The sequence below is a fragment of the Pectobacterium aquaticum genome (assembly GCF_003382565.3).
Taxonomy (GTDB): Bacteria; Pseudomonadota; Gammaproteobacteria; order Enterobacterales; family Enterobacteriaceae; genus Pectobacterium; species Pectobacterium aquaticum.
Window position 1 is genome coordinate 3,552,146 of record NZ_CP086253.1, and the last position, 16,053, is coordinate 3,568,198.

Sequence of the window (16,053 nt, forward strand, 5' to 3'; positions counted from 1 at the left end):
TCGTCATGACAGACATTTTATTTTTAATTAATCCGCTTTCCATTTTCATCAAAAAAGTGCAGATGTTCACTACGGCACGTCAGCGGAATCGTTGAGTAAGGCACAATACTATTATCACCCGACAAATGAACCTTGAAATTATTAACGCCAGAATACGCACCAAAAATATAGGTCGCATTACCCAGCCTTTCCGTGACCTCACTCGTGATCGACAAGCTGACGTCCCCACCGTTCGGGTCAATACTCAGGTGTTCAGGGCGAATACCCACGGTAATTTTCTGATCGGCACACAATCCGTGGTTAGCAAGATTAACGGAAAGCGTATTGAGCTTATTGATCAAGATACTCACGTTGTTCCCTTCAACCTGTAGCACTTCGCCAGGTAGAAAGTTCATATTCGGCGAACCGATAAAACCTGCGACAAAAAGATTTTCTGGCTTATGGTAGAGCGCCATCGGTGTCCCAACCTGCTCAATATATCCCTTGTTTAACACCACAATTTTATCCGCCAGCGTCATCGCTTCGACTTGATCGTGCGTCACATAAACCATGGTGTTACGCATTTCCTGATGAAGCCGGGCAATCTGTAAACGCATTTCCACGCGTAATTCGGCATCGAGGTTCGACAAGGGCTCATCGAATAAGAACACTTTAGGATCGCGCACAATGGCACGCCCAATCGCAACACGCTGACGCTGACCGCCAGAAAGCTGTTTCGGTGTGCGGTCTAACAGTGCTTCTAGCTGGAGCGTCATCGCGGCCTTACGCACCATTTTTTCGACTTCAGCTTTGGGGTGCCCGTTCATTCTCAACCCAAACCCCATATTTTCAGCCACCGTCATATGCGGGTACAGCGCGTAAGACTGGAACACCATCGCAATCCCCCGCTCTGCGGGATCGAAATGGTTAACTAAACGGTTATCAATATGAATTTCGCCATCCGTGATATCTTCCAATCCTGCGATCATTCTCAGCAACGTCGATTTACCACACCCCGACGGACCGACGAAGACCACAAATTCGCCTGAATTAATCTCAAGATTAATACGATGGATGGTTTCAGTCTTATCGTAACGCTTCACTATATTTTTTAATAAAATATCAGCCATGTTGAACCTCAAACTTAATTTGCCATTGCGCGCGTATTACTTCACTGCGCCCGTCATGCTGGCGATAAATTGCTTTTGCATGGCGAAGAAGATAAGTAAGCTAGGAAGAGTAGAGATGACTGTTCCCACCATAATAAGCCCGAAGTCTGGAGAATAGGCAGAAGCAAAGCTGGATAACACCAGATTAATCGTCTTTAATTCATTAGACTGGAGGACAATAAGCGGCCAGAGAAAGGCATTCCATGACGTCATAAAAACAATGATAAACGCAGCGGAATAGCTGGCTCGCATAATCGGTACATAGACATACAAGAAAATTTTCCACTCCGCGACGCTTTCCACGCGCGCAGCATCGATCAACTCTCTCGGAAACGTTTTCGTACATTGCCTAAAGTAAAAAATAATAAACGCACCGGCCACCGTCGGCATGACAACGGCAAAATGCGTATCCAGTAAGCCAGCCTTACCAAACATGGTAAAAAGCGGGATCATTAATGCTGCAAACGGGATCATCATCGTCGTTAATAGTGCGACATAGACACGCTCACGATTCTTGCTGGAATAAATCTCAAAGGCATAACCTGCGATAGAGCACACCACCAGCGTTGACACCGTACTGATCAATGCAATCTTTGAGGTATTCCAAAACACTAATGCCAGATCCACCTGACTCGTCAGATTGGTAAAGTTGACCAGTAATTGATCGCCAAACGTGAATTTACCCATGTTGATTTGGCTGGTGCTATTCGTGCTCGATACCACCATCCAATAGAATGGGAAAAGCGAGAAAATGCTCATCAGCACAAGAAAAATATGCATCAGCATGCTGTTAATTTTACTTTTTCTCATATTATCCCTTCCGTGCTGCTTTAAACTGAATCAGCGCCAGTATTGCTGAGAAAACAACAATCACGTATGAAACCGTTGCCGCATAGCCAAAGTTCGGTACAAATTTGAATGACAAATTATAAATATAAAGCGATAACGTCAGCGTCGCATTTGCCGGACCACCATTCGTGATATTCATGACTTCATCAAACAACTGTAATGTGCCAATGGTTGATGTCACACTGGTAAAAAGAATAACCGGTTTCAATAAGGGTATGGTGATGAAGAAAAACTGCTTAATGGGGCTGACGCCATCAACCCTAGCCGCCTCATAAATTGACTTATCAATATTCTGCATAGCAGAAAGATAAAATATCATGTTATATCCCGTCCAGCGCCATGTAATGGCAATAATGATGGTCACTTTCGCCCAGAAAGGATCGGACAACCACGGAATCGGATCGTCAATAACATGAATAAACAGCAAGAATGAATTAATCACGCCATCCAGTTCAAACATACTCTTGAAAAGAATGGAGTAGGCCACCAGTGAGGTCACACAAGGTAAAAAGATCGCTATTCTAAACCACTGGCGATATTTAAGCTGAGACGAGTTCAAACAAGAAGAAATAGCCAGTGATAATAGAATCATAATGGGGACTTGGATTACCAGAAACGTTAACGTATTCCAAAGTGCCGTTTTGAACATAGGATCACTGAATAAACGAATGATATTTCCCAGGCCAACAAATTGTGTCACCACACCACGGCCAGACTGAAAAGAAAGCCACAGTGATTTGAAAATAGGGTATATCGTCATTAAGGCAATTAACCCAACAGCGGTAGCGACAAAAGCCCAGCCGTTGATGTTATAAAGCCTATTCATTTTAGGTTTATACATCATTATCACACCATCGATTTCTGGAGAGAAATACTTGAGGGCTTGCCGCCCTCAAGCTCACACTCGCTACTGCATAATCTGATTTTTTAATGTCGCTTCGGCGCGTTTTAAAACGTCATCAACAGAATCGCCTTTCAGTAATGCAGGTATTTCAGCAGCAATGGCGTTATCAACTTCCTGGGTATACATACCGTAGGAAACCTGTGGAATTTCAGTCACCCATTTAGAGAAATCAGCGAACACGGGTTGCCCGCCAAAGAACGGATCGTGTACCGCGTAAGCAGGGCCGGAAGTGGCGGGAAGGAAGGTGGCGAGCGCACCGCGATCAACCAAAAGGGTTTGATACATATTGCTATCTGCCGCAAAGGTTTTCTGCAAAAATTCAATCGCCTGTTTAGTATTTTTGCCACCTTTTAAGACATACCAGCTCGATCCCCCCTGATTGGAAGCATGTACCGCTTTGTCGAGGTTCAGCCGTGGGATCGGCGCGACACGCCATTTGCCTTTCTGATCTTCAGCACTTTTAATGGAGCCAATCACCCATACGCCAGAAACCACACTCGCCGATTTTCCGGCATTAAAGCTCCCGACAAAACTCGACCAGCCTGAGATAGGACGTGCAATTTTCGCGTCATTAATCGCTTTAATTGTTTTTAACGTTTCTTTCAGTGCATTATTTTTGGTGAGATTGAGTTGTCCTTGATTATCGAAGAACCATTCTCCACCGGACTGCATCATAATATGAGGGAGAACTACATCATTCATATCGTAGGTCAGCATATCAACACCGGTTTTCGCTTTTACCTGCTTACCGATTTCAATATATTTATCCCAGGTAATATTCACCATATCACTCTCTTTATATCCGGCAGCCTCCAGATAATCGAGTCGATAGAACATTCCCGCCACGCCGGAATCAAAAGGAACACCGTATACCTTATCCCCTACCGTCATCACCTTCGTTTTATAAGGTGCAAACTGGCTATAATCGATAGCATCCTGTAATGGGGTAAACGAGTCAGGATAAGCCTGAAGATACTTCTGAGCATTATAATCTTCAATAAGCACAATATCAGGAAGCGAGTTTTTAACCCCTGAAGCCAACATGGTATTTAATTTCTGCTCAATATCTTCTTTACCGGAGTCGATCACTTTCAGACTAAAACTTGGATCGGCTTTTTTATATATCGACGATGCCTCATGCATTGCCGCAACATTGAAGTTAGGATCCCAGGCCCACACGGTGACTTCAGCAGCCAAGCTGTGACTCGATAAGCCCAGCGTGAGGAATGAAACTGCAAATAGGGTAGATACTTTATTCTTGATCTTCATCAGAGCAGTCCTTCTTTACTTTTTGTAAAGAGAGAATATGAGTTACTGCATAATGAAGCAACGAGTTACACCGCTTACATTCTTCCATCCGGTGATACGGGTCACACAACAAGGAGAAAAATGACTAAATATTCGATCTAAATACAAAAAATTTAGGAAAAATTTCCTCCTATAAAGCCCATACCAGCCCATAAAAATGATTAAAATAAAAGCAAAACCCACCACATACCATTGAAAATAAAACAAAAAATGACAGTATAAAAAGGTTAATCAGCGCATATTAACCATAATCACCTCTTCATCGTGGAATTACGCAAAAATGAAAGCGTTACCACAGAAAATCCAGCGGCACATGGGATACCCGTGTGCCGCAAAACAGGCCTATGCCTTGGCAAACCAGCCGCGGATGATCGCATGCTGTAGCAGCATAATGGTCTTACCGTCTTTAATCCGGCCATCGTTCATCATCGCGACGGCTTCGCTGAACGGCAGTTCCAGCACCTCAATGTCTTCATCTTCCACACCACCGCCCAGATTATCCCTCTGCGACTCATCGTATTCAGCAGCGAAAAAGTACACACGCTCCGTCACGCTGCCCGGCGACATGTAGGCATAGAACAGCTTTTCCACGTTGCCGATCGCATAGCCCGTTTCTTCGATGGCCTCGTTACGGATACATTCTTCGGGCGAATGGTCGTCCAGCAAACCCGCGCAGGTTTCCAGCAGCATGCCGCTTTCGTTGCCGTTGACGTAGGTGGGAATACGGAATTGTCGTGTCAGAATCACCGTACCTTTCGCCCGGTTGTACAGCAGAATCGTCGCACCATCACCACGATCGTAAACTTCACGAACTTGGCGAACCAAGCCGCCATTATTTCTTTTTAAATCAAATGTATATTTATTCAGAATATACCAATTATCGGATAGCAGCTTCTTTTCGACGATATCAATGGGAGACGACATGCAAACACCTCGATGCTCGATGACTGAAGGGATGGTTCGTTTATATAAACAACGCGAATTCATCATATCCACTTTTAGCGGCGGCATAAACGGATAAGAAGGTATCCACAGCTACGGTAAAACAGCCCGGCTCCCGCGAGATCGACCCCGTGGAGTTGGGCTTGATATATGCGTTGTGTATCAGCGATGCTATGTAGCGCAGCAGCACTTTTTATCGCGGCAGGGCTCTGCTTCCCCTACCGTCGACCACTACCCTAATCCCGGAGAACCTATGCCATACGTCAACATCAAAATCACCAATGAAGGCGTCACCGCTGAACAAAAGCGTCAGTTGATTGAAGGCGTCACCCAGTTGCTGGTCGATGTGCTAAATAAGAACCCGAAAACCACCGTGGTCGTGATTGATGAAGTTGAAACGGACAACTGGGGGATCGGCGGCGTGCCGGTGACGGAGTTGAGGAAGGCCAGTCAGTAAGCCAGCTAGTGATAAAGAGTAGAAAGGTGCCACGCTATTCTGACGTAATAATCGGTGGCACCCGTTTTATATCCCCAACATCGTATCCATCAGCAGATACATATTGAGGGAAACTACCAGTACGACAATGAGTTGGCCGATGCGCTGTACCCATTTTCCGTTCACCATCGTCCCCATTAGTTCACGGTTGCCGGTGAAGGACAGCAAGGGAACCAGCGCCAGCGCGATCCCAAAGCTCAGCACCACCTGACTCAACACCAGCACCCGCGTCGGATCCATACCGGACAGAATCACGATAAACGACGGCAGCATTGTCACTGTGCGGCGTACCCAGAGTGGGATATGAAAGCGCACGAATCCTTGCATCACCACCTGCCCCGCCAGCGTACCGACAACGGTAGAAGACAGACCCGCCGCCACCAGACTCAGACCGAAAATGACCGCGGCGGCTTTACCCAGCAGCGGCTCCAGCGTGAGGTAGGCTTTATCCAGATCGGCAATATCCTGATTGCCGCTGAAATGGAACGCCGCCGCGGCCGTTGCCATCATCGCCAGATTGACGAATCCGGCGATGGTCATCGCAATCGCGACATCGACTTTCGTTGCCGAATAACGCTCGGCACGGGTGTGGTTGCCCTCATGCTGCGTCAGGGAAGAGTGCAGGTAAATCACATGCGGCATAATGGTCGCCCCCAACACACCGGCGGCCAGCAACACGGCATCGGAGGTCGGCAGACTCGGGATTGCCATGCCTTTGGCTAACGCGGACAGCTCAGGCTGAGAGAAGACCAATTCAACAATATACGCCGCCGCCACAAACAGCAGCAGGCCGCCAATGACCATCTCCAGCGGCTTCTGCCCGCGCTGTTGCAGCATAAGAATCAGGAAGGTGGCAATGGCAGTGAGGATCGCGCCTTCCAGCAGCGACACGCCCAATAGCAGCTTGAAACCAATCGCCGCACCGATAAATTCGGCCAGATCGGTCGCCATCGCAATAATTTCGGCCTGCACCCAATACGCCCAAACGGCTGGGCGCGGAAAACGATCGCGAATATGTTCCGCCAGGTTCTTACCCGTTGCGATCCCCAATTTGGCGGACAACAGCTGGATCAGCATCGCCATCAGGTTCGCCCACACCACCACCCACAGCAGCGTATAGCCATAGGCCGCGCCAGACTGGATGTTAGTGGCAAAGTTACCCGGATCGATATAACCAATCGCCGCAATAAACGCCGGGCCCATCAGAGAAAGTTTGACCTTCCTTGATGTGCGGCTTGTTGACTCAATAACACGGCTACCCGGCATAGTATGACCCTTCTAACACTGTTGTTTTATTACTCTCACAAAAACGATAATGATTATCAAGTGCATTTAGAGTGGTAATACCAATTCTTTTGATAGCTAATGATGATGAGTCATTCAAAACCTAAAAAACATCTTTTTTATCAAACAAATCTTAACAAAATGTACACTAAATAATTCAGTATGACGGGGCATATAAACAAAAAACCCCATGCGGTGGGCACGGGGTTCGGAATAAAGCTACGTTGTAAACAGGGTGCGTGTATCAGTCTTGCGCTTTTGATACCGCAACCATCGCTGGACGCAGCAAACGGCCGTTCAGCGTATAGCCTTTTTGCATGACCATCATGACATGATTCGGCTGGTGATCGGCCGAAGGTAACATCGTCATCGCCTGATGCACTTCTGGGTTAAATGGTACGCCCACATCACCCACAACCTCGATGCCAAATTTACGCACGGCATCCAGCAACGATTTCAGCGTCAGTTCAACACCTTCAATCATTGCAGCCAGTGATTCATTGGCCTTGTCCGCCGTATCCAGCGCACGTTCCAGATTGTCGATAACTGGCAGCATTTCGCTGGCAAATTTTTCTACCGCAAATTTATGCGCTTTCTCAACATCCATTTCCGCACGGCGGCGAATGTTATCGGCTTCAGCACGGACGCGAAGCATATTGTCACGTTCACGCTGTTGCAGTTCGCTCAACTGGGTTTCCAGTTCGGCGATGCGCGCATCACGCGGGTCAGCTACGTCTGCCGTCTCTGGCGTGGCATCCGCTTGCTGCCCTTTTGCTGCTTCCTTTTGATCCAGGACTTGCTCGTCAGGCGTTTTCTGTTCTTTACTACTCATGAAATTCTCCGCGGTTTAGCATTAATCTCGCTAGTTGCTTATTATGGGGATCAAAATCGGGGATTCAAGGGAACCAGTCACATATTGGTTCCAGCCGCTGCCGATACACTACGCTGAGGACAAAAACAGCAATGAACACACCGCTTACAATGAACAGGCCGTTTAATTGTATTGGCATTGTCGGCCATCCGCGCCACCCAACGGCGCTGGCAACGCATGAGATGCTTTATCACTGGCTCACCGACAAAGGCTACTCGGTTCTGATCGAGCAACAGATCGCTCGTGAGTTGAATCTAAAAGACGCACCGACCGGTAGCCTTGCTGACATCGGCCAGCAGGCGGATTTGGCAGTTGTCGTTGGCGGTGATGGCAATATGCTCGGCGCAGCACGCGTGCTGTCGCGCTATGACATCAAGGTGATCGGTGTGAACCGTGGCAACCTCGGTTTTCTGACCGATCTCGATCCTGATCAGGCGCAGCAGCAGCTTTCTGACGTTCTCGACGGCCATTATTTGAGCGAACAGCGTTTCATGCTGGAAGCGCACGTTTGCCGCGAAAACCAGCCCGACAGTATCAGTACCGCTATTAACGAAGTAGTGCTTCACCCAGGAAAAGTTGCACATATGATTGAATTTGAAGTCTATATTGACGACAAATTCGCCTTTTCACAGCGTTCAGACGGCCTGATTATCGCCACGCCTACAGGCTCCACTGCCTATTCCCTTTCCGCTGGCGGCCCAATCCTAACACCGTCGCTGGATGCCATTGCGCTGGTGCCCATGTTCCCGCACACGCTGTCAGCACGCCCGCTGGTCATCAACAGCAGCAGCACGATTCGGCTGAAATTTTCCTGCATTACCAACGATCTGGAGATCAGCTGTGACAGCCAGATTGCGTTACCGGTACAGGAAGGCGAAGAAGTCCTGATTCGCCGCAGCGAATATTATCTGAATCTGATCCACCCAAAAAACTACAGCTATTTCAATACACTAAGTTCAAAACTCGGTTGGTCAAAAAAATTATTCTAAAATTTCACCCAGCTACTTTACTGTATATAAAACCAGTTTATACTGTATGTAATCACATGTGATTACATACAGAGGTTTATCATGCTGGCGCAACTCACTATCAGTAACTTCGCCATCGTGCGCGAATTAGAAATCGATTTTCAGTCAGGAATGAGCGTTATAACTGGGGAAACCGGTGCGGGGAAATCAATTGCGATTGATGCCCTCGGTTTATGTCTGGGAAATCGTTCTGACGCCAGCATGGTTAGGCCGGGCACCGCCCGCGCCGACATTTGTGCCCGCTTTGCGCTGGCAGATACCCCAACGGCACGTCAGTGGCTGGAAGAAAACCAGTTGGATGACAGCAACGAGTGCCTGCTACGTCGCGTGATTAGCGCCGATGGCCGCTCACGCGGCTTTATTAACGGCACCGCCGTGCCGTTGTCTCAACTGCGCGAACTCGGTCAACACCTGATTCAGGTACATGGCCAGCATGCCCATCAGCTACTGTTGCGACCCGATCATCAAAAACACCTGCTGGATGCCTATGCCGATGAACCAAAACTGCTGATTGCTATGCAGCAGGTTTGGCATCAGTGGCACCAAAGCTGCCGCGCGCTGGCGCAGTTGCAACAGGCAGCCATTGAGCGCGAGGCTCGCCGGGAACTGCTGCAATACCAATTAAAAGAGCTGAATGAATTCTCCCCACAGCTCGGAGAATATGAGCAGATTGACGTTGAATATAAGCGTCTGGCGAATAGCGGTCAGCTACTGACGATGAGCCAACAGGCCATGCAACTGCTGAGCGAAGACGACGAGCAGAACATCATCAGTATGCTGCACAGCGTAAAACATCAGCTTGGCGAACTCATCAGTATGGATGACAAACTGTCCGGCGTGCTGTCCATGCTCGAAGAAGCCGGCATTCAGCTTAGCGAAGCCAGCGATGAGCTGCGCCACTACAGCGAACAGATGGATCTTGACCCGATTCGGCTGTATGAACTGGAACAACGCCTGTCGCGTCAGCTCGCGTTGGCACGCAAACACCACGTTGCTCCAGAGGCGCTCCCAGCGTTCCATCAACAGCTATTAGAAGAACAGCAACAGTTGGCGCAGCAGGAAAGCGACCATGACGCGCTTAGCGCTTCCGTCGGCGAATACCATCAGCAGGCGTTGCACCTTGCAGAACAGCTACACGTGCGCCGTCAGCACCACGCCAGCGAACTGGCACAGCTCATCACCACCAATATGCGTGAACTGGCAATGCCACACGGCCACTTCTCCATTGATGTGAAATTTACGCCAGACAACCTGACGGCCACCGGTGCCGACAGTATCGAATTCCGCGTGACCACGAACCCCGGCCAGCCGCATCAGACGCTGGCAAAAGTGGCTTCGGGCGGTGAGTTATCACGTATCGCACTGATTATTCAGGTGATTACCGCACAGAAAATGGACACGCCCGCGATGATCTTCGATGAGGTCGATGTGGGTATTAGCGGACCAACCGCCGCCATCGTCGGCAGAATGCTGCGCCAACTCGGCGAATCTACACAGGTGATGTGCGTGACGCACCTGCCGCAGGTCGCGGGCTGCGGTCATCAGCACTTCTTCGTGAGCAAACAAACGGACGGTGCAGAAACGGAAACGCTGATGCAGCCGTTGGATAAACGTGCTCGGCTACAAGAACTGGCACGACTCCTTGGCGGCAGCGCCGTCACCAAAAACACGCTGGCAAATGCCAAAGAATTGCTGGCAGCCTAAAATTCACCGTCGACAGGGCAAGAAAGGTGCATCAGCGATAAAAAAGCTCAACTTTTTTACCTTCCTGAGGTCATACAATCGCCTTGCAGGTTTCCAAGTCCTGCAAGGTCTATTATCATCGGCAACCTATGCCCTTAAGGAATGTAATCACTATGCGCTGTAAAACGCTGACTGTCGTCGCCGCGGTGGTTGTTATGCTGACTGCCGGTTGTTCCACACTGGAAAAGGTGGTCTATCGGCCGGACATCAATCAGGGAAACTATCTGGCACCGGCTGACGTTGCGAAAATTCACACCGGCATGACCAAACAACAGGTCGCTTATACGCTGGGTACTCCTATGATGCAGGATCCGTTTGGCAGCGATACCTGGTTTTACATCTTCCGCCAGCAGCCTGGTCATGAATCGGTAAAACAGCAGACGCTGACGCTGACCTTCAGCGGCAGTGGCGTGTTAACCAACATCAACAACAAGCCCGCGCTGGATTAATGCTTTCAATGCCGTTCGGCTGAATCGGGATGAACGATTCTGGCAGCCAGAAGTGGCAAGTTAAGACCAAACCCACAATGGGCGGAGTACGTGAAGGAAGCCAACGCACACGCGGCTTGATGTCTAGCGGGTATAACAGCAGGCAAATCTGAACACTTCAGGTTTGCCTGTGTTTTGTTGTAAGGGCATTAAGGTAAGGACGCTCAGGAAAACGTCATGTGCCGTTCAATGACATCGTTCAGGATTTACTCTTAGCACGTTCTGCGCGCTGACGACGTAGCTCTTTCGGATCGGCAATCAGCGGACGATAAATTTCCACGCGATCCCCCTCCTGCACCACATCAGTCAGCTTCGCCGCGCGGCTGTAAATACCGACTTTATTCACTTGTAAATCGATATCATGGCGCAGTTCCAGCAGGCCCGATGCCACAATCGCCTGCTCAACCGTGCTGCCCTCTTCCAGCTTCACGGTGCGTAGATACTGGCGTTCCGGCAACGCATAGACCACATCAACCTGCATTGCGGACACGGTAGACCTCTTTTGCTCGCTGCGTGAAAGCCTGCACCATATTTCCTGCCAGTTCCTTGAATACTTTGCCAAAAGCGAGTTCAATCAAGGCGTTGGTGAATTCAAATTCCAGATGCAGCTCGACTTTACAGGCATCGGCGCTTAACGGCGTAAAATGCCAGTCGCCCCCCAACTGACGGAAGGGGCCATCGACCAGTTGCATATTGATATTCTGGTTGTGCGTCAGCGTATTACGTGTAGTAAATGTCTTGCTGATACCGGCTTTGGAAACATCGACTGCGGCGATCATCTCTCCTTCTGAGGAAGAGAGCACACGGCTCCCCGTACAGCCCGGTAAAAACGCGGGGTAAGAAGCGACATCATTCACCAGCTTGTACATCTGTTCCGCACTGAATGGCACCAGTGCGGAACGACTTATCTTTGGCATACTCTTTTCCGTGATTCATAAAACGCGCAAAATAATATCACTGATAGCCCGACAGGCAAAAATTCTGCGAAGTTTATCGCACGATATCATTAACCACGACACGGACGCACGGCGGGGATTTCATTCCCAATGACATCCAGTATAATGACGGCACTATGACAAAGAAAAAAGCATACAAACCCGGTTCCGCCACCATTGCGCAGAACAAGCGCGCCCGTCACGAATACTTCATTGAGGAAGAATTTGAGGCTGGCCTTGCGCTGCAAGGATGGGAAGTCAAATCACTGCGCGCAGGCAAAGCAAACCTCAGCGACAGCTATGTCACCTTCATGAACGGTGAAGCTTACCTGTTTGGCGCAACGATCACGCCGCTGAACGTGGCTTCATCACACGTGGTGTGCGATCCAATACGCACGCGCAAACTCCTGCTCAACAAACGCGAGCTGGATTCACTGTTTGGCCGCGTCAGTCGTGAAGGCTACACGGTCGTCGCGCTATCCATGTATTGGAAAAATGCCTGGAGCAAAGTCAAAATCGGCGTGGCTAAAGGTAAAAAAGATCACGACAAGCGTGATGACATCAAAGAACGTGAATGGAAGTTAGACAAAGCCCGTATCATGAAGAACGCCAATCGTTAAGCCACTGGCTTAACAACGGTAAGTTCTGGTATACTGGCAACAGTTTCTTGGGGCTGATTCTGGATTCGACGGGATTTGCAAAGCCCAAGGTGCATGCCGAGGGGCGGTTTGCCTCGTAAAAAGCCGCAAAAAAATAGTCGCAAACGACGAAAACTACGCTTTAGCAGCTTAATAACCTGCTTTTAGCCCTCTCTCCCTAGCCTCCGCTCTTAGGACGGGGATCAAGAGAGGTCAAACCCAAAAGAGATCGTGTGGATGCCTTGCCTGGGGTTGAAGCACTAAATCTAATCAGGCTAGTTTGTTAGTGGCGTGTCTATTCGCAGCTGGCAAGCGAATGTAAAGATAGACTAAGCATGTAGTACCGACGGTAGAGTGGTTCCGGACGGGGGTTCAAATCCCCCCAGCTCCACCAATTTAGACATCGGGTATTACCAGATAAGTCCGATGAAGTACGAAAAGCCCGCATGGCGCAAGCCCTGCGGGCTTTTTTGTGTCCGTAATAGTCCAACGATATCCGGTGGTTATTGGCTACGTTTAGGTATACGCAAACTGAGCATACTGGTTAATCTTTGGCTGAAAGACGAATCAGACGCCGACTGGCTGCCCAAATGTGAGTCGGCGATGTAGACACCAGAAACGACAAAACCGGCTCCAGCCGGTTTTTACGTCCAAACACTTCAATAATTAGATGCCTCTAATCGTATAACCATTTCCCTGCTTTAGCTGACTCAATAATCATCCCGACAGTGAGCGGTTTTAACGCTTTCGATAGTGGTTTCTTTTGCCAGATTGGATACTCATATTCAAAATAATTTCTTCCATCAAAGTTTGAATGCTCAATATTAAAATGTCCGAATACATCAAGAAGGAAATCGTGAGCATCCTCTGGTAGAAACTGATAATCATCCTGTAACTTCCAGTCTTTAGTGACTTGTCTAATTCCGGATTTAAACCAATTTTTCCTAATCGGGTAACGTTCCATGAGATATTGAATAATCTCATTTTCGATATCTCTTTTGTTCATCAGAAATACGTCCATTCAATGCGGTCTTCTGGCCTAGCGATCAGGTTATACTGTCGACGGGTGTCCCTTGCTACCGATTGCATTATAGCAATCAATTGGACGTAGCCTATCCATGGAATATAACGACCAACAAAAGAGGCAATTTTATTCGTTGGAACCATCTTCAATGTCGCAAGATTTTTTCCCATAGGCGTAAGTGGCCTTAGCCCATAAGGGAAACATAAATCTCTGAGCAATGCTCGTGATACTTTGGAAGCAACACTCGTTCCGGGTGTTGCTGTGGCGGCAGATAGTTTTCCTGACACCTTTAGATAAGGTTGCCCTGAGAGGATCAGCGCCGCCGCTGTAATTTCTAAACCGGTACGAGAAGAAAAATTTTCAAGAAAGATCAGGTTAAATAACTCTCCGGCAGTTAAATTCCCATGACCGTGATAGTAATACGTGCTATTAAGTTCCTCGGTAGTCTCCATTAAACCTCCCTGTTTTTAATGTATTTTCAATATTATTTTATTTGGTGTCACATTTATACCGTGATGTTACTGCCTTTTTGGTTAAGCGCTAAATTCAGTATCAAATATCATACTTAAAAGGGGCTGATTATGTCCGTACAACCAATCCTTGCAAATGCAGCCGTGAGTATCAGCGACTTTAAAAAGTCCCCTAATGCCGCGCTTAAAGAAGCTAACGGCGAGCCTGTAGCCGTGCTAACCAATGGCCGTATCTCTGGCTACTATGTTTCTCCTGAAACATGGGAAGCGCTGGCCGACTATCAGGAAGATATCGAACTCGCCAACATTGCCCGTTCCCGGATGAAGGGGAAACATGTGAAGGTCGATCTGGATGAGTTATAAGCTGGAGTTTGAAGAGCACGCACTGAAAGAATTTAAGAAGCTGGGCGCGCCCGTGCGGGAGCAGTTCACCAAAAAACTGAAAGAGGTTTACAAAATCCCCACGTTCCCGCCAATCGTCTTCACGGAATGGCTGACTGCTACAAGAAGTTTATAAAGCAGCCAAAGACCGACTATAAGCGGGGACAGTTTTCAACTCGCGGCTATTTTGTTGTGCAACCTATCTATCAAGGTGATGAGTGGCTCATCATCTGTTCACCGACTCATCACCCAGCAATCTATTGATTAGTAGAAATAAAACTCTGTGATGAAGAGGGCGAACAGTTTCGTGAAAAATTTTTTATTGGAGAGGTCAGAGAATACTTTTCTCAAAAATATCGGCTAATGGTTGAGTATTGCCGTGGTATCCGGCCACGTTAGCCGCTAACCATTTCTGAACGCCGATATTTTCGAAAGAGACACCATAGCCACAATTGATAATCATATGCTCGAACAATAAACGCTGAGAACGTCCATTGCCTTCCCGAAACGGATGAACCACATTTAAATCTGAATAATATTCAGCTAACTGAGTGATTAGAGCCGGACGCTCAAGGCCTTGTAAAAAATCATCATTGGAGAGCTGCATAAAAATTTTATTGGCTTCAATTGCAATACGGGATACGTTGCAAAAACGTGTCTGACCTTTAGAAATATCGATACGCCGTATTTCTCCTGCCCAATCGAATAAATCCCCGAATATTTTCCCGTGCAAATCACACCAATAATGTAGATCGTAGGGAGGCTCTTCAAATTCAATATCGAGAACGGCCAGTTCGGATAGCTGACGCTCCGCATCATCGAATTGACTGTCATCGTTGATGCCGAGCTTATTTATCAGAACATCGCTATCGGGGTAGGTATAAGGATCTTGCCCTGAGCCGTATTTATCAGACATAGCCACCCGCTTTATACATAGCAATCAGATTTTTTCTCAGCGCATCCCTTTCCTGCTTGTCAGCGGGAAGCGGAGCATCCTCAACGCTAAACCCTTCAAGACGCATACTGTCCCGATAGTTTTTGAGTTTCACCTGGTTGTAGTAATCACGCTTTTCTTCCAACGTCACCATGCGCGAGGATCGCGTTTTGTTTGGCAACGCTTTTGTGGTGATTTTACGATGTTGTTTGAATATCAACAGATCGGTATTTTTCAGTTTCTCGATCAGCCGTTCCCCGTCGCCAAACACGCCCCATGACGCGATAGACAAGGCTTGCCGCTTGCCATTTTTTACTCGTGTAATGCTGATATCCATAGTTGACTGGAGCGTGTTTAACACGTCCTGTACTTTTCTTTCAGAGATACCCGTAGCGGTGACGATAGATTGCGTATTAGGAGAATCCTCTTGTACCAGAGCTGCGAGTACCGCCATTTCATAACGCATGTGCCTTCACCTTTAATCCGCATATATATGCGATAAAGAGTACCACAATTACGGCCTAGACGTATCTTACCTGCATGGGTGATGAGTGACTCGTCACCTGTTCACTTACTGTTAACCGCTTAACTCGCTAAAAATAAAGATAAA

19 protein-coding genes, 1 other RNA gene and 1 pseudogene are annotated in these 16,053 nt (G+C 48.0%); 8 read left to right on the top strand and 13 right to left on the bottom strand.

Going from position 1 to position 16,053, the window contains the following annotated elements; all coding sequences use genetic code 11:
* Positions 1-23: 23 nt before the first annotated feature.
* The 5 genes from DMB82_RS16440 to nudK form a co-directional block, all read right to left on the bottom strand.
* A complete protein-coding gene (locus DMB82_RS16440) occupies positions 24-1,109 on the bottom strand; it encodes an ABC transporter ATP-binding protein (protein WP_116163314.1) in 1,086 nt (361 codons plus the stop codon).
* Positions 1,110-1,145: 36 nt separating this feature from the next.
* Positions 1,146-1,958: a carbohydrate ABC transporter permease gene (locus tag DMB82_RS16445; RefSeq protein WP_039274968.1), complete on the bottom strand. Its 813-nt coding sequence runs from the start codon at positions 1,956-1,958 to the stop codon at positions 1,146-1,148.
* 1 nt (position 1,959) lies between these two features.
* A complete protein-coding gene (locus DMB82_RS16450; RefSeq protein WP_039274971.1) occupies positions 1,960-2,841 on the bottom strand; it encodes a carbohydrate ABC transporter permease in 882 nt (293 codons plus the stop codon).
* A 63-nt stretch (positions 2,842-2,904) separates the two neighbouring features.
* Complete coding sequence (locus DMB82_RS16455) at positions 2,905-4,170, bottom strand: ABC transporter substrate-binding protein (RefSeq protein WP_116163312.1); 1,266 nt, start codon at positions 4,168-4,170, stop codon at positions 2,905-2,907.
* A 381-nt stretch (positions 4,171-4,551) separates the two neighbouring features.
* Positions 4,552-5,133, bottom strand: a complete 582-nt coding sequence (gene nudK, locus DMB82_RS16460; protein ID WP_102118198.1) for a GDP-mannose pyrophosphatase NudK — start codon at positions 5,131-5,133, stop codon at positions 4,552-4,554.
* Between the two features lie 271 nt (positions 5,134-5,404).
* Between nudK and DMB82_RS16465 the strand changes: the two genes are divergently transcribed.
* Positions 5,405-5,608, top strand: coding sequence for a 2-hydroxymuconate tautomerase family protein (locus DMB82_RS16465; RefSeq protein ID WP_039355555.1), 204 nt, complete (start codon positions 5,405-5,407; stop codon positions 5,606-5,608).
* A 66-nt stretch (positions 5,609-5,674) separates the two neighbouring features.
* Here the strand turns inward: DMB82_RS16465 and DMB82_RS16470 are convergent, their stop codons facing one another.
* Positions 5,675-6,913: an Nramp family divalent metal transporter gene (locus DMB82_RS16470; protein ID WP_102118197.1), complete on the bottom strand. Its 1,239-nt coding sequence runs from the start codon at positions 6,911-6,913 to the stop codon at positions 5,675-5,677.
* A gap of 262 nt (positions 6,914-7,175) precedes the next feature.
* Positions 7,176-7,763, bottom strand: a complete 588-nt coding sequence (grpE, locus tag DMB82_RS16475; protein ID WP_039533923.1) for a nucleotide exchange factor GrpE — start codon at positions 7,761-7,763, stop codon at positions 7,176-7,178.
* 149 nt (positions 7,764-7,912) lie between these two features.
* Here grpE and nadK point away from each other — a divergent pair, with 149 nt between their 5' ends.
* The 3 genes from nadK to bamE all read left to right on the top strand — a co-directional run bounded on the left by nadK (position 7,913) and on the right by bamE (position 11,022).
* Positions 7,913-8,791 (top strand): NAD(+) kinase, encoded by an 879-nt coding sequence (gene nadK, locus DMB82_RS16480; RefSeq protein WP_102118196.1) that lies wholly within the window; start codon positions 7,913-7,915, stop codon positions 8,789-8,791.
* 81 nt (positions 8,792-8,872) lie between these two features.
* A complete protein-coding gene (gene recN / locus DMB82_RS16485) occupies positions 8,873-10,534 on the top strand; it encodes a DNA repair protein RecN (protein WP_102118195.1) in 1,662 nt (553 codons plus the stop codon).
* 152 nt (positions 10,535-10,686) lie between these two features.
* Positions 10,687-11,022 (top strand): outer membrane protein assembly factor BamE, encoded by a 336-nt coding sequence (gene bamE / locus DMB82_RS16490; RefSeq protein WP_010282437.1) that lies wholly within the window; start codon positions 10,687-10,689, stop codon positions 11,020-11,022.
* Between the two features lie 238 nt (positions 11,023-11,260).
* Here the strand turns inward: bamE and DMB82_RS16495 are convergent, their stop codons facing one another.
* Both DMB82_RS16495 and DMB82_RS16500 read right to left on the bottom strand, forming a co-directional pair.
* Positions 11,261-11,542 (bottom strand): RnfH family protein, encoded by a 282-nt coding sequence (locus tag DMB82_RS16495; protein WP_219606231.1) that lies wholly within the window; start codon positions 11,540-11,542, stop codon positions 11,261-11,263.
* Complete coding sequence (locus DMB82_RS16500) at positions 11,532-11,978, bottom strand: type II toxin-antitoxin system RatA family toxin (protein ID WP_102118194.1); 447 nt, start codon at positions 11,976-11,978, stop codon at positions 11,532-11,534. Before DMB82_RS16500 ends, DMB82_RS16495 begins: the two co-directional genes overlap by 11 nt.
* Before the next feature lie 155 nt (positions 11,979-12,133).
* Between DMB82_RS16500 and smpB the strand changes: the two genes are divergently transcribed.
* Together smpB and ssrA are read left to right on the top strand one after the other, a co-directional pair.
* On the top strand, positions 12,134-12,616 hold the full coding sequence (smpB, locus tag DMB82_RS16505) for an SsrA-binding protein SmpB (RefSeq protein ID WP_102118193.1): 483 nt from the start codon (positions 12,134-12,136) through the stop codon (positions 12,614-12,616).
* A 49-nt stretch (positions 12,617-12,665) separates the two neighbouring features.
* Positions 12,666-13,028: a transfer-messenger RNA gene (ssrA, locus tag DMB82_RS16510) on the top strand.
* A 282-nt stretch (positions 13,029-13,310) separates the two neighbouring features.
* On the opposite strand, the gene DMB82_RS16515 is transcribed toward ssrA, so the two are convergent.
* Both DMB82_RS16515 and DMB82_RS16520 read right to left on the bottom strand, forming a co-directional pair.
* Complete coding sequence (locus tag DMB82_RS16515) at positions 13,311-13,655, bottom strand: DUF1493 family protein (RefSeq protein WP_116163310.1); 345 nt, start codon at positions 13,653-13,655, stop codon at positions 13,311-13,313.
* Positions 13,640-14,110 carry an STM2901 family protein gene (locus DMB82_RS16520; protein WP_116155464.1) on the bottom strand — a complete coding sequence of 157 codons (471 nt, stop codon included), beginning with the start codon at positions 14,108-14,110 and terminating at the stop codon, positions 13,640-13,642. Before DMB82_RS16520 ends, DMB82_RS16515 begins: the two co-directional genes overlap by 16 nt.
* A 129-nt stretch (positions 14,111-14,239) precedes the next feature.
* On the opposite strand from DMB82_RS16520, the gene DMB82_RS16525 reads away from it, so the two are divergent.
* Positions 14,240-14,491, top strand: a complete 252-nt coding sequence (locus tag DMB82_RS16525) for a type II toxin-antitoxin system Phd/YefM family antitoxin (protein WP_116163308.1) — start codon at positions 14,240-14,242, stop codon at positions 14,489-14,491.
* A pseudogene (locus DMB82_RS16530) lies at positions 14,481-14,635 on the top strand (type II toxin-antitoxin system RelE family toxin); the annotation flags it as partial. The gene DMB82_RS16525 and the pseudogene DMB82_RS16530, both read left to right, overlap by 11 nt.
* A gap of 205 nt (positions 14,636-14,840) precedes the next feature.
* Here DMB82_RS16530 and DMB82_RS16535 read toward each other — a convergent pair.
* The gene (locus DMB82_RS16535) at positions 14,841-15,425 is read right to left on the bottom strand and encodes a putative adenosine monophosphate-protein transferase Fic (protein ID WP_102117269.1); all 585 of its coding nucleotides are present in this window, start codon (positions 15,423-15,425) and stop codon (positions 14,841-14,843) included.
* Positions 15,418-15,909, bottom strand: coding sequence for a YhfG family protein (locus tag DMB82_RS16540; RefSeq protein ID WP_039491059.1), 492 nt, complete (start codon positions 15,907-15,909; stop codon positions 15,418-15,420). Before DMB82_RS16540 ends, DMB82_RS16535 begins: the two co-directional genes overlap by 8 nt.
* Between the last annotated feature and the right edge of the window lie 144 nt (positions 15,910-16,053).